Here is a 21066-nt window from a genome sequence, read left to right as displayed (position 1 = left end):
GCACAGTCAGAAAAATTCTGTCAATATGACACAGAAACCTGCTACAGGCTGATCTCTCTTATTTCTAAATACTTTTCAAGCTTGCGCTTCACGCGCTGCAGGGCATTATCGATTGATTTTACGTGTCGGTTTAAGTCATCTGAAATCTCTTGGTAACTTCTTCCGTCCAAATACAAAACAAGCACCTTTCTCTCCAGATCGCTCAGCAGTTCTCCCATTTTCATTTCGATATCATCAAATTCTTCCTGATTAATAATCATCTCTTCAGGATTTAACGTTTTGGCGCCTGAAATGACATCAAGCAGTGTTCTGTCAGATTCTTCATCAAAAATAGGTTTGTCTAAAGAAACATAGGAATTTAAAGGAATGTGTTTCTGACGGGTAGCTGTCTTTATTGCGGTAATAATCTGGCGGGTAATGCATAATTCTGCAAAAGCTTTAAATGAAGTAAGCTTGTCCTCTCTAAAGTCTCGGATAGACTTATATAAGCCTATCATCCCTTCCTGTACAATATCTTCTCTGTCGGCCCCTATTAAAAAATAAGACCTTGCTTTCGCCCGTACAAAATTACGGTACTTCGTAATCAAGTAATCTAACGCATCACTATCCCCAACATGAACCTTTTCAATGACCTGCTCGTCCTCCAACTGGCAAAATTGCACTTTGTTGAACTTTCCCTTGCTGTTCTGTAGATTCACTGCGATCCCCCCGGCGCACGTAGATAGAAATATTATACATTAATGGGCGAAAAAGCGTCAACCTAATCCAGACCGCCTCGGCGCCACTTTTCAAACGTTTTCAAAACCTCTTCGGACAGCTCGATTTTACCCGGTGGTTTTTCAGAAGTGATCTTTGAAACCCGCCTTTGAATCCGGCGTTCTATCGTATCCACTTCCCTCAGGAGCTCCCGGGCGGATTTGCGGAGAGCCCCTTGTCCGAAAATCGCCCACTGCTCCGTATAATCGGAGGTTGCGACATGAATCTGTGTCGCAATATTATTCAGCGCCTGGGCAAGCTTCTCGATCCGCTCATCCGCCGTTTCATTCTCCCGTGTGAAAATCACTTCGACTCTGTGATTCGTTTGTTTTTTCTCTATGCCTTTTACCAGGTGTGCGTCAAACACCACAATGACTCTGATTCCCGTGTAGGACTGATATTCCGCCATCTTCTGGATCAGTACATCTCTCGCTTCTTCAAAACTGTTCGCTTTTAAATCCTTTAGCTGCGGCCAAGCTCCAATCATGTTGTATCCGTCTACTAACAGGATGTCCATCTGTCTTCATTCCCCTAAAGGATTGCGCTTCCGGTAGACTTCATACATGAGAAGGCCGGCCGCTACCGACGCATTCAGAGAAGTGACTTTTCCGGCCATCGGAAGCTTAATGAGAAAATCACATTTCTCTTTCACAAGCCGGCCCATTCCTCTGCCTTCGCTTCCGATAACGAGCGCCAAAGGCATCTTGCCGTCCATAGAGCGGTAGTCTTCCCGGGCGGATGCATCCGTTCCGACGACCCAAATCCCCCGCTCCTTCATTTCATCAAGTGTCCGGGCAAGGTTGGTCACCTTCACGACGGGAATGTGTTCAATCGCACCGGTCGAAGCTTTTGCGACCGTCGAAGTCAGTCCGACCGCTCTGCGTTTCGGAATCACGATGCCGTGTGCACCGACAGCGTCAGCCGTTCTCATGATGGAACCGAGATTATGAGGGTCTTCCAGCTCGTCCAATATGAGAAAGAAAGGCTGTTCGTTTCTCTCTTCCGCTCTTTTATATAATTCGTCTAATTGTGCATATTCATATGCCGCCACCTGGGCGACAACACCCTGATGCTGCCCCTCCACCATCTGATCGAGTTTTTTCCTCGGTACAAATTGAATGGTGACGCCGCGCTTTTTAGCAAGCTCCATAACTTGCTGCGCCTGTCCTTTTACTGTGTTTTCCGCCATCCATAACTTATACAGCTTGCGATCTGACTTCAACGTCTCAATCACCGCGTTTTTTCCTATGACGTAATCATGTTGCTGACTCATTTGTTTTCCTCCCTGACGTCCCGACTTGTATAGCCTCAGCAATCAGCTGATTCAGTCTTTCTTCTCTTTTCTCAAGAAAAAGGTATCCGAGTAAAGCCTCAAAAGCTGTACTATGGCGGTACGTCTGTACATCTGTGTTTTTAGGCGTCGTCCCTGATTTCGCGTTTCTGCCTCTTCTCAGCACGGCTTCCTCTTCCTCCGTGAAAAAGGATTCGTCCTGAAGGCGGAACAATATGTCTGCCTGTGATTTTGCCGATACAATCCGGCTCGCCTTCTTATGAAGGTCATTCGGTTTCGTAAAGCCCTGCTTAAGCAGGTGATGCCGGACGTATATTTCAAAAATGGCATCACCCATATAAGCAAGCGCAAGACCGTTTAACTGCTTTGAATCTTTGATTTGTTCAAATTGAAGCATCCGCTTACTCTCCCCGCTTCCAGCGAGTTCCCTGGGCCGTATCTTCAAGAATGATATTCATGCTTTTCAGCTGATCGCGAATCTGGTCTGACAAAGCAAAATCGCGATTGCGGCGGGCTTCATTTCTCTTCTCAATCAACTCTTCAATCTCTTCGTCGACAAGCTCTTCTTCACCGAGCGTAAGTCCGAGAACAGATCCGATTCTGTCAAACATGCTGATAAAGGCTTTAATGACGTGATCCGCAGTATTGTCTTCCTGCATGTAGTAATTGGCGAGCTTCGCCAGATCAAACCAAACGGAAATCGCATTCGCCGTATTAAAATCATCATCCATTGCTTCTTCAAACGCAGTGCGGTGCTCTTCGATTTTAGCGAGCCATTCCTCATCATTGTCAGTCAGATTCGTGCTGCTAATCAAACGATGGTTTAAATTACTGTAGGCCGTCTTCAGGCGGTTAAACGCGTTTTTTGTTTTCTCAAGCAGCTCTTCCGAATAGTTGATCGGGTGGCGGTAATGAACGGACAGCATGAAAAATCTCAAAAGCTGCGGGTCATATTGCTTAATGATATCGTGCACCAAAACAAAGTTGCCGAGCGATTTTGACATTTTCTCATTATCGATATTGATATATCCGTTGTGAAGCCAGTATTTTGCGAATGTCTTGCCTGTTAATGCTTCAGATTGGGCGATTTCGTTTTCATGGTGCGGGAATGTCAGGTCCTGACCGCCGGCATGAATATCGATCTCGTCACCCAAATACTTTTTCACCATTGCGGAGCATTCAATATGCCAGCCCGGGCGGCCTTTTCCCCAAGGGCTATCCCATGAAATTTCTCCGTCCTTAGCAGCTTTCCAAAGAGCAAAGTCCAGCGCATCCTCTTTCTTCTCGCCGACACGGATACGCGCGCCTGATCTGAGTTCATCAATTGATTGCTGAGATAGCTTGCCGTAGCCTTCGAAGGCCCTTGTTTTGAAATAGACGTCGCCTTCTGATTCATAAGCGTAGCCTTTTTTAATCAGCTCGCTGACAAATTCAATAATGGCGTCCATATTTTCCATGACCCGAGGGTGAAGATCCGCTTTCCGGCATCCGAGGGCGCCCACGTCTTCAAAATACGCTTTAATGAACCGTTCAGAAACGGTCGGGACGTCCTCGCCGAGCTCGTTGGCCGCCTTAATCAGTTTGTCGTCAACATCGGTGAAATTCGATACGTACTGAACATCGTATCCTTTATACTCCAAATAGTTGCGTACGGTATCATACACAATCGCCGGACGGGCGTTTCCGATATGAATATAGTTGTATACAGTCGGTCCGCACACGTACATTTTTACTTTTCCTTCCTCAAGAGGAACGAATGTTTCCTTTTTCCGTGTCAATGTATTATAAAGTGTAATGGTCATTTTTGGTTGATCCTTTCTTTTTTATCTTCCAGTTCAGCCTGCAGCTCAAAAATCTGCTGCTCCAATGCTCTTAACCGGTCAGCAACCGGATCGGGCAAGTCTTGGTGATTGAGATCGCGTTTGATTTTTCTTCCGTTCTGAATGACGACTTTCCCCGGTATGCCGACAACGGTCGAAAAGTCGGGAACATCACGAAGCACAACGGAGCCGGCCCCTACTTTAGAACCCTGCCCGACCGTAATAGAGCCGAGCACCTTCGCTCCGGTTGCAATTAAAGCATCATCTTTTATGGTCGGATGCCGCTTCCCCTTTTCTTTTCCCGTTCCCCCGAGAGTGACACCTTGGAATACCGTCACGTTATTGCCGATTTCACATGTTTCCCCTATGACGACCCCCATACCGTGGTCAATGAAAAACCTTCTCCCGATGGTCGCGCCGGGATGGATTTCAATTCCGGTAAAGAAACGGGCAATCTGTGATATCAGACGCGCCAGGAAGAAAAATCTCCGTTTATATAAAGCATGTGCAATCCGATGCGCCCATATAGCATGTAAACCAGAATAAGTTAAAACAACTTCGAAATAGCTTCTTGCTGCCGGATCTTGATCGAACACTGTATCTATGTCTTCTTTTAGCATTTTAAAAAACACATGCTTCCCCCCATTCTCTCCCCGCTCCAGTCTGTTTTTCCGCCTATAAAAAAAGCGCCTCTGCATGTAAACATGACAGAGACGCTTTTACCGCGCGGTTCCACTCTGTTTGAAAAACAAGTCACTGTTTTCCCAACTTAAAAGCCGGTAACGGCGGCGGCCGCCTTTAAATACTGATTTCCGCAGAAATGTTCTTCAAAGGTCTTAAGGGCGCACTTCTAAAACATGACGCATGAATCTCTCTCAGCCGATGAAGATTCTTTCTGTAACGGTCATTGTTTTATACTCTTCCCTGTCAACAATCGTATATTTAAATGCTTTTCAGGCGTCTGACGGCTGTTTCTCTGCCGATCAGCTCAATGGCCTGCGGAAGCTCCGGACCGTGTGTCTGACCGGTAACCGCTACACGAATCGGCATGAACAGCTTTTTGCCTTTATGGCCTGTTTCTTTCTGAACAGCTTTGATTGAGGCTTTGATCAGCTCAGGCGTAAATTCTTCAAGCTCTTCAAGCTTCGCAGCAAATACGCTGAGCACTTCAGGCACCTGTTCCTCTTCCAGAACGGCTTTTGCCTCTTGATTATACTCGATCTCATCTTTAAAGAACAAATCAGTCAGCTCGACAATTTCAGCGCCGTAGCTCAATTGCTCATGGTAAAGAGAAATTAATTTACGAACCCATTCCTGCTCCTCGGCAGAAAGCTCAGTGCCGACTTTTCCTGCTTTTTGCAGGTGCGGCAGGGTCAGCTCAACCACTTGATCAAGATCCAGCGCTTTGACGTATTGGTTGTTGACCCATTTCAGTTTATGCATATCAAACAGAGCCGGTGACTTAGACAAACGATTTACATCAAAAATTTCAATGAATTGTTCTCTTGTGAAAAGCTCTTCTTCACCGACGGGAGACCAGCCGAGAAGTCCGATAAAGTTAAAGAGCGCTTCAGGCAGGTAACCCAGCTCATCATACTGCTCAATAAACTGGATAATTGATTCATCACGTTTACTTAATTTTTTGCGGCTTTCGTTTACGATAAGCGTCATATGTCCGAAGACAGGAACATCCCAGCCGAATGCCTGGAAAATCATGATCTGTTTCGGTGTATTTGAAATGTGATCCTCACCGCGGAGCACGTGCGTCATTTTCATTAAGTAATCGTCAATCGCGACGGCAAAGTTATACGTCGGTGTTCCGTCTTTTTTGACGATGACAAAGTCGCCGATGCCGTCTGATTCAAAAGAAATCTCGCCTTTTACGATATCGTTAAATGCGATGATTTTCCCTTCCGGCACGCGGAAACGGATGCTCGGCTGTCTGCCTTCGGCTAAAAACTGCTCCTGCTCTTCCTGAGTCAGGTTTCTGTGTTTGCCGGAATAGCGCGGCATTTCCCCGCGGGCGATTTGCTCTTCACGTTCTTTCTCAAGTTCTTCTTCCGTACAGAAACATTTATAAGCAAGCCCTTTTTCAAGAAGCTCTTCATAGTACTTTTTGTAAATGTCGTTACGCTCAGACTGGCGGTACGGGCCGTATTCTCCGCCGATATCCACACTTTCATCCCAGTCCATGCCGAGCCATTTCAAATAGTTGAGCTGGCTTTGCTCTCCGCCTTCAATATTTCGCTTTTTGTCCGTATCCTCAATCCGGATAATAAACTTTCCGCCTTGGCTGCGGGCAAATAAATAGTTAAAAAGCGCCGTTCTGGCGTTACCGATATGCAAATGTCCGGTCGGACTCGGTGCATAACGAACGCGTACTTCATTTCCCATGTTCAAATACTTCCTTTCATCTCGTCTGTAGCCTCTAGCCGAATATATGTATCTATTCTACCACCAAATAGACCGGGCATCAAAACAATGATCAGGCTTTTTGGATCAGAACGGTCGCCTGAGCGGCAATTCCTTCGGCTCTTCCGGTAAACCCGAGCTTTTCTGTCGTCGTCGCTTTTACGTTTACTTGAGAGACGTCCGCCTCAAGGCCTTCCGCTATCCGTTTTCTCATAGCATCAATGTGCGGCGCCATTTTCGGCTTTTGCGCAATAATCGTGCAGTCTATATTTCCGAGTACGTACCCTTTTTCTTTTACAATGTTCCAGACATGCTGAAGCAGCTTAAAAGAATCCGCATCCTTGAATTCCGGATCAGTATCCGGGAAATGCTTGCCGATATCTCCTTCACCTGCCGCTCCGAGACACGCGTCTGCGACTGTATGCAGCAATACATCAGCATCTGAATGTCCGAGCAGCCCCTTTTCATAAGGAATTTCAATTCCGCCGATGATGAGAGGACGGCCTTCCGTTAATTGATGCACATCAAATCCTTGTCCGATTCTAAACATTATGATTCCCACTTTCCGCTTTCATGATTGCTTCCGCAAATATCAGGTCATCCGGCGTTGTCAGCTTAATATTGGTATAGCTGCCTTCAACGATACTCACCTGATATCCATCAAGACGCTCGACGAGGCTGGCGTCATCCGTACCTAAAAAGCCTTTGTTTTCCGCTTCCATATGCGCCGTCTTCAATAAAGAAAGACGAAAAGCCTGCGGCGTTTGAACGGCCCACAAGCTTGAACGATCAAAGGTCTCCGCAACCCGGGAGCCTTCCGCCCGTTTTATCGTGTCTTTCACAGGAACAGCCAGGACAGCCGCTCCCGCCTCCTCTGCTGTTTCCACGAGCTTATCGATATGCTGATGTGTGACAAACGGGCGCGCCCCGTCATGAACAAGGACGACCGATTCCTTATCAATCACTTTCAGTCCTTCGTATACACTGTGCTGACGCTCCGCCCCCCCGGTAACAAGCTCAATTTCCGTCTGAATCGGAAATTGGGCCAGCAGCTGGCGAAAATCTTCCCGTTCACTCTCGTTTATCACCAGGATTATTTTCTGACAGGGTGCGTGGCTTTCAAAAACCCGCAGTGTGTGTATAATAACAGGCGCACCTTTTAAGCTGATGAACAGCTTATTTTTCCCGGCCTTCATCCGTTTTCCTTGTCCGGCAGCCGGAATAACGACAACATACTCCATATGAACTCCCTCTTAAAGAGCTTTCTCAAGCAGCTTGGGCTTGGCAAAAATCATTCGTCCCGCCGCTGTCTGCAGTACGCTGGTTACGAGCACATCAATATGTTTCCCTATATAATTGCGGCCTTCTTCCACAACAATCATCGTCCCGTCATCCAAGTAAGCCACACCTTGATTATGCTCTTTCCCGTCCTTAATCACCTGCACATTCATCTCTTCGCCCGGAAGCACAACCGGCTTCACCGCGTTTGCAAGGTCATTAATATTCAGTACCGCAACCTTCTGAAGCTCACATACTTTATTTAAATTAAAATCATTCGTCACAACGACACCGGATGTCAGCTTCGCAAGTTTGACAAGCTTGCTGTCAACCTCCTGAATGTCCTCGAAGTCGCCTTCATAAATTTCAACCGTAATATCCAGTTCCTTTTGAATGCGATTCAAGATATCCAGTCCGCGGCGTCCTCTGTTACGTTTTAAAACATCTGAAGAATCAGCGATATGCTGTAATTCCTCCAGCACAAATTGAGGAATGACAATGACGCCTTCTAAAAAGCCCGTCTGACAAATATCTGCAATTCTCCCATCAATAATAACACTTGTATCCAAGATTTTCAGCCTTTTATCCTGTTCCTCCTGCTCCTCATCAGCACTTCCCTTTTTCTTCTGCATTCTTGCAGAAATGGAGAAAAGACTGATCAGTTCATCCTTTTTCTTAAATCCGACTTGGAAGCCCAGGTAACCGAGAAAGAAAGCCAGAAAGACCGGAATGATGGTGCTGAATATACGGTACGGAATATTGTCCAGCGGAATCACGTTTACAATGAGATATGCGATGATAAGTCCAAAAACCAATCCGAGACTCCCGAATAACAGATCCGGCACCGGAGCTCTCAGCAAAGAATCTTCAATCCATTTTACCCAATTAATCACATATTCTGTCGTCCATATACTGATGAGAAAAAAGATAATAGCACCAATTGCAGCAGACGTATATGCGTTTGTTATTAAAGGTATGTCCTGTATATTTGACAGCACAAACAATTCAGGTATTAAAAAGATACCGACAACGCCGCCCACAATAATGAAGAACGCCTGAACTATTCGTTTTAACATACCTCCACCTCCTTTTAAGTAGCATTTTTTCAGCAGACTGTCAGAGCCTACAAATTCAGAATAAACAAAAACTAACAATAATATACCCGGATTCCGACAGGTTTAAGCGATTCTTAAAGCTGTCTATCTATATAGTGTTTTTCCTGAAGGCGTTTTAAGCCTTTTTTGATTTTTTTGGCGCGCACTTCGCCGATACCTTCGACATCATCAAGCTCTTCTACAGTGGCTTCCGTTATGCTTGGCAAAAATCCGAACGCCTCAACCACATTTTCAACAATCGGCATCGGCAGACGCGGAATTTTGTTCAGCAGCCTGTATCCTCTCGGGAGCACATAATCATCAAGATTGGTAGAAGCCGGATATCCAAGCAGCTTAAACAGAATGGAATCATCAAGCAGATCATAGCTGGACATATCCTGAAGCTCTTTTAACAGCACGAACGGATCTTTGATTTTTTCTTTGACATAGTCTTTAATGAAAAGCGCCGCCTCTTCTTCCATGTCCGTAATCAGTTCAATCACCTGCAGACGGATTAAGTGGCCTTCCGTTCCGAGTTCTTTAATATACATATTGATTTCATTTTTTATTCGGAGCACCATTTCATATCGATGCATGACGGACAGCACGTCACTGAATGTCACAAGCTCCTCAAACTCTAATGCGTTTAAAGCCGTAATCGTTTTGTCTAAAATGGTTTTATACTTCTCGAGCGTTTGAATGGCCTGATTTGCCTTTGTTAAAATAAATCCTATGTCCTTTAGTGTGTACTTCATGCTGTCCTGATATAACGTAATGACATTTCTGCGCTCAGAAATGGCGATGACGAGACAGCCGGTCTGCTTCGCCACCCGTTCCGCCGTACGGTGCCTCATTCCCGTTTCTGAAGAAGAAATGGTCGCTTCCGGCATAAGCTGCGTATTCGCATAAAGAATTTTCTGGCCGGAATCACTTAAAATAATGGCACCGTCCATTTTGGCCAGCTCGTATAAGTGAGCGGGCGCAAATGATGTATTAATATGAAAACCGCCATCCACGACTTGCTTTACCTTATCATTGTATCCGACAACAATCAGGCCGCCTGTATTTGCCCGAAGTACATTCTCTATCCCGGCTCTGAGCGGGGTGCCCGGTGCAACGAACTGCAGAATTGCAGACAGGTCAAGCTCTTGTTTCGCCCCTTTTTTCTCTTTTTCCATCTATTATGATCCTCCTAATGAAGTACGAAGCGCTTCTGCAACATTTGCTACTCCGACAACCTCAATCCCTTTTGGTATTGTCCACCCGTCTGCATTCGCCTCAGGTATGATCATGCGCTTGAAGCCGAGTTTCGCCGCTTCCTTTACGCGCTGTTCGATTCTTGACACCCTGCGGACTTCTCCTGTCAGACCCACTTCACCGATAAAGCAATCTGCGGGATTCGGCGGTGTATCTCTGAAGCTTGAGGCAATGCTGACGGCTACTGCCAAATCAATCGCCGGTTCATCCAGTTTGACCCCGCCAGCGACCTTTAAATACGCATCTTGATTTTGAAGCAAAAGACCCACCCGCTTCTCAAGCACAGCCATAATTAACGACACCCTGTTGTGGTCAATGCCTGTAGCCATACGGCGCGGGTTTCCAAAACTGGTCGGTGATATGAGCGCCTGAATTTCAACCAGGATCGGTCTCGTTCCTTCCATTGACGCAACGATACTCGAACCCGATGCCCCGGCAGAACGCTCTTCCAAGAAAATTTCAGAAGGGTTCAGCACTTCCGTAAGCCCCTCTTCCCGCATTTCAAAGATGCCCATTTCATTTGTGGAGCCGAAACGGTTTTTTACGGCCCGCAAAATACGGAATGTATGGTGCCGCTCTCCTTCAAAGTATAGAACGGTATCGACCATGTGCTCAAGCAATCTCGGCCCTGCGATCGATCCTTCTTTTGTGACGTGCCCGACGATAAAAATAGGTATGCCGTTTGTTTTCGCGATTTTCATCAATTCGGCCGTACACTCTCTTACTTGTGATACACTGCCGGGAGCTGAGGTGATATCACTTTGATAAACGGTCTGAATGGAGTCTACGACAACAAATGCGGGTTTCATCTCTTGTATAGCAGACGAAATATACTCCATATCGGTTTCAGATAAAACATGTAACATTTGGCTGTTGATTCCAAGTCTGTCGGCGCGCAGCTTCGTTTGCTTCACGGATTCTTCCCCTGAAATGTAAAGCACGCTGCCGGCCGTATCTGCTAATTGTGCGGATACTTGGAGAAGGAGCGTTGATTTTCCGATCCCGGGATCGCCGCCGATTAATACTAACGAGCCTTTCACAACGCCGCCGCCAAGCACTCTGTTGAATTCTTCGAGCTTTGTTTGGACGCGGGGTTCTTCCGATGTTTCAATTGATGTAATGGGTGATGGTTTCTGGACGGTTTGAACGGAGTGGGAGAAAGCCGCCCGCCGATTCGCCGGCGCTTTTTTTATGGTTTCTTCCACCATTGTATTCCAAGCCCCGCAGCCCGGGCACTTTCCCATCCATTTTGCGGATTCATAACCGCATGAGTGGCAGATGAATTTTGTTTTTGATTTAGCCATATATGTTGTAAGACCTCTTCCTTATCGAATATTTCTCTATATAACAAAGTGAGGCATACACTCGCTTACGTATGCCTCATGTTTGTCACTATATTAGTTCGTTTTAGCAGTTGTTTTTACGACAAATTCGCCGTCCTCAACATCAAGAACAATGTGCTGGCCTTTATCAATATTGCCTCTGAGGAGTTCTTCTGATAACCGGTCCTCCACATGCTTTTGAATCGCTCTTCTTAACGGACGTGCGCCGTATTCCAAATCGACGCCCTCTTCTGCCACTTTTGCTTTTGCAGCATCCGTCAGCTCGATAGAGAGATCTTGTTCTTTCAGACGTTTTGTTAACTGATCAGACATAAGCGACACGATGTCTGTAAGATGTTTTTTCTCAAGGGAGTGGAAGACGATAATTTCGTCAATCCGGTTGATAAACTCAGGTCTGAAGGCACGCTTCAGCTCTCCCATGACTTTGTCTTTCATGTCTTTATGGTTTTGTGATTCATCCTGCACATTGAAGCCCACATATTTGTTGCGTTTCAGCTCGCTCGCTCCGACGTTTGACGTCATAATCAGGATCGTGTTGCGGAAATCCACAGTGCGTCCTTTTGAATCAGTCAATCGTCCGTCTTCAAGCACTTGCAGGAGTATGTTAAACACATCAGGGTGCGCTTTTTCAATTTCATCAAGCAGTACGACAGAGTAAGGTTTTCTTCTCACTTTTTCTGTCAGCTGGCCGCCTTCATCATAGCCGACATATCCCGGAGGAGAACCGACAAGACGTGAAGTTGAGTGTTTCTCCATGTATTCGGACATATCCACTCTGATCATCGCTTCCTCATCACCGAAAATGGATTCCGCCAGCGCTCTTGCCAGCTCTGTCTTCCCAACGCCTGTAGGGCCTAGGAAGATGAATGAACCAATCGGGCGTTTCGGGTCCTTCAGACCGGCTCTTGCACGTCTGACAGCCTTTGCAACGGCTACAACGGCTTCATCCTGGCCGATGACGCGGGAGTGCAGAATGCTTTCCATATTGAGAAGCTTATCTGTTTCCGTTTGGGCAATTTTAGATACAGGCACCCCGGTCCAGCTGGATACAACCATTGCGATATCCTCTACAGAAACTTCGGAGTTCTCCTGGCCTTGTTTTTCTTTCCACGTTTTTTTCGTGTCTTCCACCTGTTCTCTCAGGCGCTGCTCCGTATCACGAAGGGAAGCCGCTTTTTCAAACTCCTGGCTCTGAACAGCAGCGTCTTTTTCCTTGCGAACTTCATCGAGTTTCTGCTCAAGCTCTTTTAAGTTCGGAGGCGTTGTGAACGAACGGAGACGCACTTTTGAACCGGCTTCATCAATTAAATCGATCGCTTTATCCGGAAGGAAGCGGTCAGAAATATAACGGTCGGACAATTTTACCGCCGCTTCAATCGCTTCATCGGTAATGGATACGCGGTGATGCGCTTCATAGCGGTCACGGAGTCCTTTTAAAATTTGAATGCTTTCATCGGCTGACGGCTGATCCACCTGAATCGGCTGGAAACGGCGCTCGAGAGCGGCGTCTTTTTCGATATATTTACGGTATTCATCAAGTGTTGTCGCACCGATGCATTGAAGCTCTCCGCGGGCCAGTGAAGGTTTTAAGATATTCGACGCGTCAATCGCACCTTCTGCTCCCCCCGCTCCGATCAGTGTATGCAGTTCGTCAATGAATAAAATAATATTGCCGGCCTGACGTATTTCATCCATTACTTTTTTCAAGCGGTCTTCAAATTCTCCGCGGTATTTCGTACCGGCTACAACCGTACCCATGTCTAATGTCATTACGCGTTTATCACGTAAAATTTCCGGCACTTCATTATTGATGATCTGCTGTGCAAGGCCTTCAGCAATCGCAGTTTTACCTACACCCGGTTCTCCGATAAGAACGGGGTTATTCTTCGTTCTGCGGCTTAATACCTCAATAACACGCTGAATTTCTTTGCTTCGGCCGATAACCGGATCAAGACTGTCTTCCTTCGCAATCGCAGTTAAATCACGCGCCAAGCTGTCAAGCGTCGGCGTGTTCGCATTACTGTTCGTACCGGATGCAGAAGACCCCGTCTCATTGCTTCCCAGAAGCTGCAGCACTTGCTGTCTCGCCTTATTCAAGCTGACACCGAGATTATTCAGAACTCTCGCCGCTACGCCTTCTCCTTCACGAATCAGTCCGAGAAGTATGTGTTCTGTTCCCACATAAGAATGTCCTAGCTTTCTAGCTTCATCCATTGATAACTCTATTACCTTTTTGGCTCGAGGTGTGTAATGAGGAACAGAGGTGGTGCTCTCCTGCCCTCGACCGATCAAACTTTCCACTTCTTTCTGCATTTTATCTGAATTAAGGCCAAGCGCTTCTAAAGCTTTAAATGCTATCCCTTCACCTTCACGGACTAACCCTAATAGTATATGTTCAGTTCCGATATTTGTATGGCCTAAGCGCAGTGCTTCTTCCTGTGCCAGTGCCAATACCTTTTGAGCTCGCTCTGTAAACCTTCCAAACATCATATCGAATCATCCTCCTGTCTATTTGCACTCATTTCTAAATGCAGCCTTTCCCTGATAAGAGCCGCTCTTCTCGCGTCTCTTTCGTTCGGCCGTAATGCACCGCCCGAATATTGCTGGAGAAAACCCGGCTGTGTCAAAATCATCAGTTCATTAAGTATATTGCTTGATAGCCCTTTAATGATCCCCAGGTCTATCCCCAGCCGAACGTCAGAAAGGCATTTCGCCGTTTCCTTTGATTCAATCATACGGCAGTTGGATAAAACGCCGTAAGATCTGAATACCCGGTCCTCCAATTCAATTTTCGAGGTTTGGTAAAGCGCTTCTCGGGCTGAACGTTCCTGCTCAATCAGCTGGGCAGCCACACTGTTTAAATCATCTACAATGTCCTGTTCTGATTTTCCGAGTGTGATTTGATTTGAAATTTGAAAGATATTTCCTAATGCTTCGCTGCCTTCACCGTAAATTCCTCTAACAACTAAACCTAATTGATTAATTGCCGGTATAATTCGATTCATTTGCCTAGTTAATACAAGACCCGGCAAATGCATCATGACTGAAGCCCTTAGTCCCGTCCCTACATTTGTAGGACAGCTTGTTAAGTACCCTCTCTTCTCTCCAAAGGCGTAATCCACTTTCTCCTCAATCCAGTCATCAACCTGGTTTGCCGCTTTTATGGCGTTGAGAAGCTGGAAGCCGGGGAAGAGGCATTGAATTCTGATATGATCTTCTTCATTTAACATAATGCTGACTTCTTCATTTTCAGAAAGCAGACAGCCGCCAAAAGGGGATTCCGTTAAATTCGGGCTGATCAGATGTTTCTCCATCAGCACCCGTTTTTCCAAAGGCTGAGCTTCACTCATTCTGATTAAATGAAATTGACCGATATCAGGCAGTTCTTTTCCTGAAAAATGATCTTCGAATTGCTGAATGATGGATGAGGCTTCTTCATTCGTATACCGGGCGGGAAACTTTATATTTTCAAAGTTTCGGGCCAACCGTATACGGCTGCTGAGTACAATGTCACTTTCAGGTCCCTTTTGCTTCATCCAATTGCTTAGTGCGTCCTGAATAAAATGCTTGAGCGACATTACCCTTGTTCCCCCTCACTGTCTTTACTTTTTAATTTCTGCTCTAACGATCGGATCTGATCCCTGACCTCCGCTGCTCTTTCAAACTCTTCGTGGTGTATTAAAGATTCAAGTTCTTTTTTTAACATTTCCATTTGCCGTCTTACATGCAGGTTTCCGCCTATTCGTTTTGGAATTTTCCCGGCATGCACCGTATTCCCGCTGTGAACTTTTCGCAAGATCGGCGTAATTTGGCTGTAGAACGTATCGTAACATTCCGCACAGCCGAAACGCCCTGTTTTTCTCAGCTGCTGAAACGTCATACCGCATTTCTTACAAGCTGTGCCTTGCTCTGAGTAGCCGAACATTTGAGAACCGGTGTTTTGAAGTGAAGACTCCATATTCAGCAGCCCTGATAATAAATTATGGATCGAGAACCCTTGGTTTCCACTTATACTGTATGAATCGCTATTTTCTTTTGCACATTGTTCACAAATATGAACTTCTTGTTTTTCTCCATTAACAACTTTCGTAAAGTGAAAAGTGGCCGGTCTCTCATTGCATTCTTGACAAATCAATCTTTTCACCCGCTTACTTTAGTTTTAAAGATGTGAGCATTGCTTTCATCATTCTGGCTCTTAGTTCATCCCGTTCGGGCAAATCAATATATAGAACTGAACGATCCATTACACTCACCATCATTTTAGCTTCTCTTTCCGAAATAACTCCGTCCTCTAACAGTCTGAGAATAATGTCATCAGAGGCTGCCTGGGACAAGTGGGTATGAATCTGCGAAATAATATTATTGATGAGGACGACTTCGTTATTCATTTTAATTTTGATAATACGAATATAACCGCCGCCTCCCCGTTTACTTTCAACAATATATCCTCTTTCACTTGTAAATCTGGTGTTGATGACATAATTTATTTGGGAAGGAACACATTGAAATTTATCAGCGATTTCACTGCGTTTGATCTCTAAAATTTCTTTGCCATTTTGATCTAATACTTGTTTCAAGTACTGTTCAATGATGTCAGAAATATTATGTCCCACTCAACCCCCTCCTTTATTGACTTTGACTATATTTGACTTTAATCTTACTATAAGGTGTTTCGCAAAATTTTTCAACTGTATCGCTCTATCTCTATTATTTCCACTTTGCACAAGCATAAAACCTGCTTTTGCAAAAAGGCATATCGTTACGTTTCTCATATTATATAACGTATGCAGAAAAACACAAAAAAGGCAGCTCATGATGAGCTGCCTTTACTATAATATAGCTTGGCGGCGTCCTACTCTCACAGGGGGAAACCCCCGACTACCATCGGCGCTGAAGAGCTTAACTTCCGTGTTCGGCATGGGAACGGGTGTGACCTCTTCGCTATCGCCACCAAACCATTGAGAGTGTTCTCTCAAAACTAGATAACAGTAAGCATACATTCAAATTGGTTAAGTCCTCGATCGATTAGTATCTGTCAGCTCCATGTGTCGCCACACTTCCACCTCAGACCTATCAACCTGATCATCTTTCAGGGATCTTACTTCCTTGCGGAATGGGAAATCTCATCTTGAGGGGGGCTTCATGCTTAGATGCTTTCAGCACTTATCCCGTCCGCACATAGCTACCCAGCGATGCCCTTGGCAGAACAACTGGTACACCAGCGGTGCGTCCATCCCGGTCCTCTCGTACTAAGGACAGCTCCTCTCAAATTTCCTGCGCCCGCGACGGATAGGGACCGAACTGTCTCACGACGTTCTGAACCCAGCTCGCGTACCGCTTTAATGGGCGAACAGCCCAACCCTTGGGACCGACTACAGCCCCAGGATGCGATGAGCCGACATCGAGGTGCCAAACCTCCCCGTCGATGTGGACTCTTGGGGGAGATAAGCCTGTTATCCCCGGGGTAGCTTTTATCCGTTGAGCGATGGCCCTTCCATGCGGAACCACCGGATCACTAAGCCCGACTTTCGTCCCTGCTCGACTTGTAGGTCTCGCAGTCAAGCTCCCTTGTGCCTTTACACTCTGCGAATGATTTCCAACCATTCTGAGGGAACCTTTGGGCGCCTCCGTTACCTTTTAGGAGGCGACCGCCCCAGTCAAACTGCCCACCTGACACTGTCTCCCCGCCCGATAAGGGCGGCGGGTTAGAAGGTCAATACAGCCAGGGTAGTATCCCACCGATGCCTCCACCGAAGCTGGCGCTCCGGTTTCCAAGGCTCCTACCTATCCTGTACAAGCTGTACCAACATTCAATATCAGGCTGCAGTAAAGCTCCACGGGGTCTTTCCGTCCTGTCGCGGGTAACCTGCATCTTCACAGGTACTATAATTTCACCGAGTCTCTCGTTGAGACAGTGCCCAGATCGTTGCGCCTTTCGTGCGGGTCGGAACTTACCCGACAAGGAATTTCGCTACCTTAGGACCGTTATAGTTACGGCCGCCGTTTACTGGGGCTTCAATTCGCACCTTCGCTTACGCTAAGCGCTCCTCTTAACCTTCCAGCACCGGGCAGGCGTCAGCCCCTATACTTCGCCTTACGGCTTCGCAGAGACCTGTGTTTTTGCTAAACAGTCGCCTGGGCCTATTCACTGCGGCTCTCTCGGGCTTGCACCCTAACAGAGCACCCCTTCTCCCGAAGTTACGGGGTCATTTTGCCGAGTTCCTTAACGAGAGTTCTCTCGATCACCTTAGGATTCTCTCCTCGCCTACCTGTGTCGGTTTGCGGTACGGGCACCTCTCACCTCGCTAGAGGCTTTTCTTGGCAGTGTGGAATCAGGAACTTCGCTACTATAATTCGCTCGCCATCACAGCTCAGCCTTCACGGGAAACGGATTTGCCTATTTCCCAGCCTAACTGCTTGGACGCGGATATCCAATACCGCGCTTACCCTATCCTCCTGCGTCCCCCCATTGCTCAAATGGTGAGGAGGTGGTACAGGAATATCAACCTGTTGTCCATCGCCTACGCCTTTCGGCCTCGGCTTAGGTCCCGACTAACCCTGAGCGGACGAGCCTTCCTCAGGAAACCTTAGGCATTCGGTGGAGGGGATTCTCACCCCTCTTTCGCTACTCATACCGGCATTCTCACTTCTAAGCGCTCCACAAGTCCTTCCGGTCTTGCTTCACAGCCCTTAGAACGCTCTCCTACCACTGTTCGAAGAACAGTCCGCAGCTTCGGTGATACGTTTAGCCCCGGTACATTTTCGGCGCAGAGTCACTCGACCAGTGAGCTATTACGCACTCTTTAAATGGTGGCTGCTTCTAAGCCAACATCCTGGTTGTCTAAGCAACTCCACATCCTTTTCCACTTAACGTATACTTTGGGACCTTAGCTGGCGGTCTGGGCTGTTTCCCTTTCGACTACGGATCTTATCACTCGCAGTCTGACTCCCAAGGATAAGTCATCGGCATTCGGAGTTTGACTGAATTCGGTAACCCGGTAGGGGCCCCTAGTCCAATCAGTGCTCTACCTCCGAGACTCTTACCTTGAGGCTAGCCCTAAAGCTATTTCGGAGAGAACCAGCTATCTCCAGGTTCGATTGGCATTTCACCCCTACCCACACCTCATCCCCGCACTTTTCAACGTGCGTGGGTTCGGGCCTCCATTCAGTGTTACCTGAACTTCACCCTGGACATGGGTAGATCACCTGGTTTCGGGTCTACGACCACGTACTCAATTCGCCCTATTCAGACTCGCTTTCGCTGCGGCTCCGCATCTTCTGCTTAACCTTGCACGGGATCGTAACTCGCCGGTTCATTCTACAAAAGGCACGCCATCACCCGTTAACGGGCTCTGACTACTTGTAGGCACACGGTTTCAGGATCTCTTTCACTCCCCTTCCGGGGTGCTTTTCACCTTTCCCTCACGGTACTGGTTCACTATCGGTCACTAGGGAGTATTTAGCCTTGGGAGATGGTCCTCCCGGATTCCGACGGAATTTCACGTGTTCCGCCGTACTCAGGATCCACTCAGGAGAGAACGAAGTTTTGACTACAGGGCTGTTACCTCCTATGGCGGGCCTTTCCAGACCTCTTCATCTACCTCGTTCCTTTGTAACTCCGTACAGAGTGTCCTACAACCCCAAGAGGCAAGCCTCTTGGTTTGGGCTGGTCCCGTTTCGCTCGCCGCTACTCAGGGAATCGCATTTGCTTTCTCTTCCTCCGGGTACTTAGATGTTTCAGTTCCCCGGGTCTGCCTTCTCATATCCTATGTATTCAGATATGGATACCACTCCATTACGAGTGGTGGGTTTCCCCATTCGGAAATCTCCGGATCAAAGCTTGCTTACAGCTCCCCGAAGCATATCGGTGTTCGTCCCGTCCTTCATCGGCTCCTAGTGCCAAGGCATCCACCGTGCGCCCTTTCTAACTTAACCGTTAAAAAGAATCACTACGTGATATCTTGCATTACTAATTGAATGTGAATTACTTCTGTTATCTAGTTTTCAAAGAACAACGCATAGGACATGCTAACACATGCGTTGCCACAGGAAGTGGCGCATTTAGCAGGTGTTCCTATGTTTTGAAGGAATGATCCTTCAAAACTAAACAAGACAGGGAACGTTCTGTTTATAAGACCCAAGGTCTTATATTCCGTTAAAATCCTTAGAAAGGAGGTGATCCAGCCGCACCTTCCGATACGGCTACCTTGTTACGACTTCACCCCAATCATCTGTCCCACCTTCGGCGGCTGGCTCCATAAAGGTTACCTCACCGACTTCGGGTGTTACAAACTCTCGTGGTGTGACGGGCGGTGTGTACAAGGCCCGGGAACGTATTCACCGCGGCATGCTGATCCGCGATTACTAGCGATTCCAGCTTCACGCAGTCGAGTTGCAGACTGCGATCCGAACTGAGAACAGATTTGTGGGATTGGCTTAACCTCGCGGTTTCGCTGCCCTTTGTTCTGTCCATTGTAGCACGTGTGTAGCCCAGGTCATAAGGGGCATGATGATTTGACGTCATCCCCACCTTCCTCCGGTTTGTCACCGGCAGTCACCTTAGAGTGCCCAACTGAATGCTGGCAACTAAGATCAAGGGTTGCGCTCGTTGCGGGACTTAACCCAACATCTCACGACACGAGCTGACGACAACCATGCACCACCTGTCACTCTGCCCCCGAAGGGGACGTCCTATCTCTAGGATTGTCAGAGGATGTCAAGACCTGGTAAGGTTCTTCGCGTTGCTTCGAATTAAACCACATGCTCCACCGCTTGTGCGGGCCCCCGTCAATTCCTTTGAGTTTCAGTCTTGCGACCGTACTCCCCAGGCGGAGTGCTTAATGCGTTAGCTGCAGCACTAAGGGGCGGAAACCCCCTAACACTTAGCACTCATCGTTTACGGCGTGGACTACCAGGGTATCTAATCCTGTTCGCTCCCCACGCTTTCGCTCCTCAGCGTCAGTTACAGACCAGAGAGTCGCCTTCGCCACTGGTGTTCCTCCACATCTCTACGCATTTCACCGCTACACGTGGAATTCCACTCTCCTCTTCTGCACTCAAGTTCCCCAGTTTCCAATGACCCTCCCCGGTTGAGCCGGGGGCTTTCACATCAGACTTAAGAAACCGCCTGCGAGCCCTTTACGCCCAATAATTCCGGACAACGCTTGCCACCTACGTATTACCGCGGCTGCTGGCACGTAGTTAGCCGTGGCTTTCTGGTTAGGTACCGTCAAGGTGCCGCCCTATTTGAACGGCACTTGTTCTTCCCTAACAACAGAGCTTTACGATCCGAAAACCTTCATCACTCACGCGGCGTTGCTCCGTCAGACTTTCGTCCATTGCGGAAGATTCCCTACTGCTGCCTCCCGTAGGAGTCTGGGCCGTGTCTCAGTCCCAGTGTGGCCGATCACCCTCTCAGGTCGGCTACGCATCGTCGCCTTGGTGAGCCGTTACCTCACCAACTAGCTAATGCGCCGCGGGTCCATCTGTAAGTGGTAGCCGAAGCCACCTTTTATGTCTGAACCATGCGGTTCAAACAACCATCCGGTATTAGCCCCGGTTTCCCGGAGTTATCCCAGTCTTACAGGCAGGTTACCCACGTGTTACTCACCCGTCCGCCGCTAACATCAGGGAGCAAGCTCCCATCTGTCCGCTCGACTTGCATGTATTAGGCACGCCGCCAGCGTTCGTCCTGAGCCAGGATCAAACTCTCCGATAAAGTGTTTGACTGACTACGCACATCGCTGTGCGATTTATTTAAAACTTTGAATTAACAGGTACGTTTTGTCTTGTTTAGTTTTCAAAGATCATTTTGT

General features: G+C 47.3%; 16 protein-coding genes, 3 rRNA genes and 1 other annotated feature. All 19 genes read right to left on the bottom strand.

Features of this window, described 5'->3' with window-relative positions:
- Positions 1–41 precede the first annotated feature (41 nt).
- The 19 genes from sigH to NYE68_RS00550 all read right to left on the bottom strand — a co-directional run bounded on the left by sigH (position 42) and on the right by NYE68_RS00550 (position 20969).
- Entirely contained in the window at positions 42–698 is a 657-nt protein-coding gene (gene sigH, locus NYE68_RS00640; RefSeq protein WP_003156415.1) for an RNA polymerase sporulation sigma factor SigH, read from the bottom strand.
- A gap of 62 nt (positions 699–760) precedes the next feature.
- The gene (gene rae1, locus NYE68_RS00635) at positions 761–1273 is read right to left on the bottom strand and encodes a ribosome-dependent mRNA decay endonuclease Rae1/YacP (protein ID WP_003156414.1); all 513 of its coding nucleotides are present in this window, start codon (positions 1271–1273) and stop codon (positions 761–763) included.
- Positions 1274–1279: 6 nt separating this feature from the next.
- Positions 1280–2029 carry a 23S rRNA (guanosine(2251)-2'-O)-methyltransferase RlmB gene (gene rlmB / locus NYE68_RS00630; RefSeq protein ID WP_003156413.1) on the bottom strand — a complete coding sequence of 250 codons (750 nt, stop codon included), beginning with the start codon at positions 2027–2029 and terminating at the stop codon, positions 1280–1282.
- Positions 2013–2444, bottom strand: a complete 432-nt coding sequence (locus NYE68_RS00625) for a Mini-ribonuclease 3 (RefSeq protein WP_003156412.1) — start codon at positions 2442–2444, stop codon at positions 2013–2015. The genes rlmB and NYE68_RS00625 overlap by 17 nt, the downstream gene beginning before the upstream one ends.
- A 4-nt stretch (positions 2445–2448) precedes the next feature.
- Positions 2449–3849 carry a cysteine--tRNA ligase gene (gene cysS / locus NYE68_RS00620; RefSeq protein WP_003156411.1) on the bottom strand — a complete coding sequence of 467 codons (1401 nt, stop codon included), beginning with the start codon at positions 3847–3849 and terminating at the stop codon, positions 2449–2451.
- Positions 3846–4499, bottom strand: a complete 654-nt coding sequence (gene cysE / locus NYE68_RS00615; RefSeq protein WP_007410393.1) for a serine O-acetyltransferase — start codon at positions 4497–4499, stop codon at positions 3846–3848. Before cysE ends, cysS begins: the two co-directional genes overlap by 4 nt.
- A 74-nt stretch (positions 4500–4573) precedes the next feature.
- Positions 4574–4807 (bottom strand) — a binding site (T-box leader).
- Between the two features lie 2 nt (positions 4808–4809).
- Positions 4810–6261 carry a glutamate--tRNA ligase gene (gene gltX, locus NYE68_RS00610; RefSeq protein ID WP_007410392.1) on the bottom strand — a complete coding sequence of 484 codons (1452 nt, stop codon included), beginning with the start codon at positions 6259–6261 and terminating at the stop codon, positions 4810–4812.
- A 91-nt stretch (positions 6262–6352) separates the two neighbouring features.
- The gene (gene ispF, locus NYE68_RS00605) at positions 6353–6829 is read right to left on the bottom strand and encodes a 2-C-methyl-D-erythritol 2,4-cyclodiphosphate synthase (protein WP_003156407.1); all 477 of its coding nucleotides are present in this window, start codon (positions 6827–6829) and stop codon (positions 6353–6355) included.
- Positions 6822–7520 (bottom strand): 2-C-methyl-D-erythritol 4-phosphate cytidylyltransferase, encoded by a 699-nt coding sequence (gene ispD, locus NYE68_RS00600; protein WP_015239038.1) that lies wholly within the window; start codon positions 7518–7520, stop codon positions 6822–6824. The genes ispF and ispD overlap by 8 nt, the downstream gene beginning before the upstream one ends.
- 12 nt (positions 7521–7532) lie before the next feature.
- Positions 7533–8633, bottom strand: a complete 1101-nt coding sequence (locus NYE68_RS00595; RefSeq protein WP_003156403.1) for a PIN/TRAM domain-containing protein — start codon at positions 8631–8633, stop codon at positions 7533–7535.
- A gap of 113 nt (positions 8634–8746) precedes the next feature.
- Entirely contained in the window at positions 8747–9829 is a 1083-nt protein-coding gene (gene disA, locus NYE68_RS00590; protein ID WP_007410390.1) for a DNA integrity scanning diadenylate cyclase DisA, read from the bottom strand.
- A 3-nt stretch (positions 9830–9832) separates the two neighbouring features.
- Positions 9833–11212 (bottom strand): DNA repair protein RadA, encoded by a 1380-nt coding sequence (radA, locus tag NYE68_RS00585; protein WP_014304212.1) that lies wholly within the window; start codon positions 11210–11212, stop codon positions 9833–9835.
- Between the two features lie 93 nt (positions 11213–11305).
- Positions 11306–13741 carry an ATP-dependent protease ATP-binding subunit ClpC gene (gene clpC, locus NYE68_RS00580; protein ID WP_053573807.1) on the bottom strand — a complete coding sequence of 812 codons (2436 nt, stop codon included), beginning with the start codon at positions 13739–13741 and terminating at the stop codon, positions 11306–11308.
- Positions 13738–14829: a protein arginine kinase gene (locus NYE68_RS00575; RefSeq protein ID WP_003156398.1), complete on the bottom strand. Its 1092-nt coding sequence runs from the start codon at positions 14827–14829 to the stop codon at positions 13738–13740. The genes clpC and NYE68_RS00575 overlap by 4 nt, the downstream gene beginning before the upstream one ends.
- A complete protein-coding gene (locus NYE68_RS00570) occupies positions 14829–15386 on the bottom strand; it encodes a UvrB/UvrC motif-containing protein (protein WP_053573806.1) in 558 nt (185 codons plus the stop codon). The genes NYE68_RS00575 and NYE68_RS00570 overlap by 1 nt, the downstream gene beginning before the upstream one ends.
- Positions 15387–15399: 13 nt before the next feature.
- The gene (gene ctsR / locus NYE68_RS00565) at positions 15400–15864 is read right to left on the bottom strand and encodes a transcriptional regulator CtsR (RefSeq protein WP_003156396.1); all 465 of its coding nucleotides are present in this window, start codon (positions 15862–15864) and stop codon (positions 15400–15402) included.
- Positions 15865–16090: 226 nt separating this feature from the next.
- Positions 16091–16206, bottom strand: a 5S ribosomal RNA gene (rrf, locus tag NYE68_RS00560).
- 50 nt (positions 16207–16256) lie between these two features.
- Positions 16257–19186 (bottom strand): 23S ribosomal RNA (locus tag NYE68_RS00555).
- A 233-nt stretch (positions 19187–19419) separates the two neighbouring features.
- A 16S ribosomal RNA gene (locus tag NYE68_RS00550) occupies positions 19420–20969 on the bottom strand.
- Together the 16S, 23S and 5S rRNA genes form the textbook arrangement of a ribosomal RNA operon.
- Positions 20970–21066 lie beyond the last annotated feature (97 nt).

Origin of the sequence: Bacillus sp. FSL R5-0447 (assembly GCF_038606125.1) — a bacterium.
Lineage (GTDB): Bacteria > Bacillota > Bacilli > Bacillales > Bacillaceae > Bacillus > Bacillus velezensis.
The sequence above is the reverse complement of the archived record's forward strand: the minus strand, read 5'-3'. Positions and strand labels throughout refer to the sequence as shown.

What these genes read in the sequence shown, in the direction of transcription:
- rae1 (WP_003156414.1), bottom strand. Translation starts at nt 1,273, where the DNA reads ATGGACATCCTGTTAGTAGACGGATACAACATGATTGGAGCTTGGCCG.
- rlmB (WP_003156413.1), bottom strand. Translation starts at nt 2,029, where the DNA reads ATGAGTCAGCAACATGATTACGTCATAGGAAAAAACGCGGTGATTGAG.
- NYE68_RS00625 (WP_003156412.1), bottom strand. Translation starts at nt 2,444, where the DNA reads ATGCTTCAATTTGAACAAATCAAAGATTCAAAGCAGTTAAACGGTCTT.
- cysS (WP_003156411.1), bottom strand. Translation starts at nt 3,849, where the DNA reads ATGACCATTACACTTTATAATACATTGACACGGAAAAAGGAAACATTC.
- gltX (WP_007410392.1), bottom strand. Translation starts at nt 6,261, where the DNA reads ATGGGAAATGAAGTACGCGTTCGTTATGCACCGAGTCCGACCGGACAT.
- ispF (WP_003156407.1), bottom strand. Translation starts at nt 6,829, where the DNA reads ATGTTTAGAATCGGACAAGGATTTGATGTGCATCAATTAACGGAAGGC.
- ispD (WP_015239038.1), bottom strand. Translation starts at nt 7,520, where the DNA reads ATGGAGTATGTTGTCGTTATTCCGGCTGCCGGACAAGGAAAACGGATG.
- NYE68_RS00595 (WP_003156403.1), bottom strand. Translation starts at nt 8,633, where the DNA reads ATGTTAAAACGAATAGTTCAGGCGTTCTTCATTATTGTGGGCGGCGTT.
- disA (WP_007410390.1), bottom strand. Translation starts at nt 9,829, where the DNA reads ATGGAAAAAGAGAAAAAAGGGGCGAAACAAGAGCTTGACCTGTCTGCA.
- radA (WP_014304212.1), bottom strand. Translation starts at nt 11,212, where the DNA reads ATGGCTAAATCAAAAACAAAATTCATCTGCCACTCATGCGGTTATGAA.
- clpC (WP_053573807.1), bottom strand. Translation starts at nt 13,741, where the DNA reads ATGATGTTTGGAAGGTTTACAGAGCGAGCTCAAAAGGTATTGGCACTG.
- NYE68_RS00575 (WP_003156398.1), bottom strand. Translation starts at nt 14,829, where the DNA reads ATGTCGCTCAAGCATTTTATTCAGGACGCACTAAGCAATTGGATGAAG.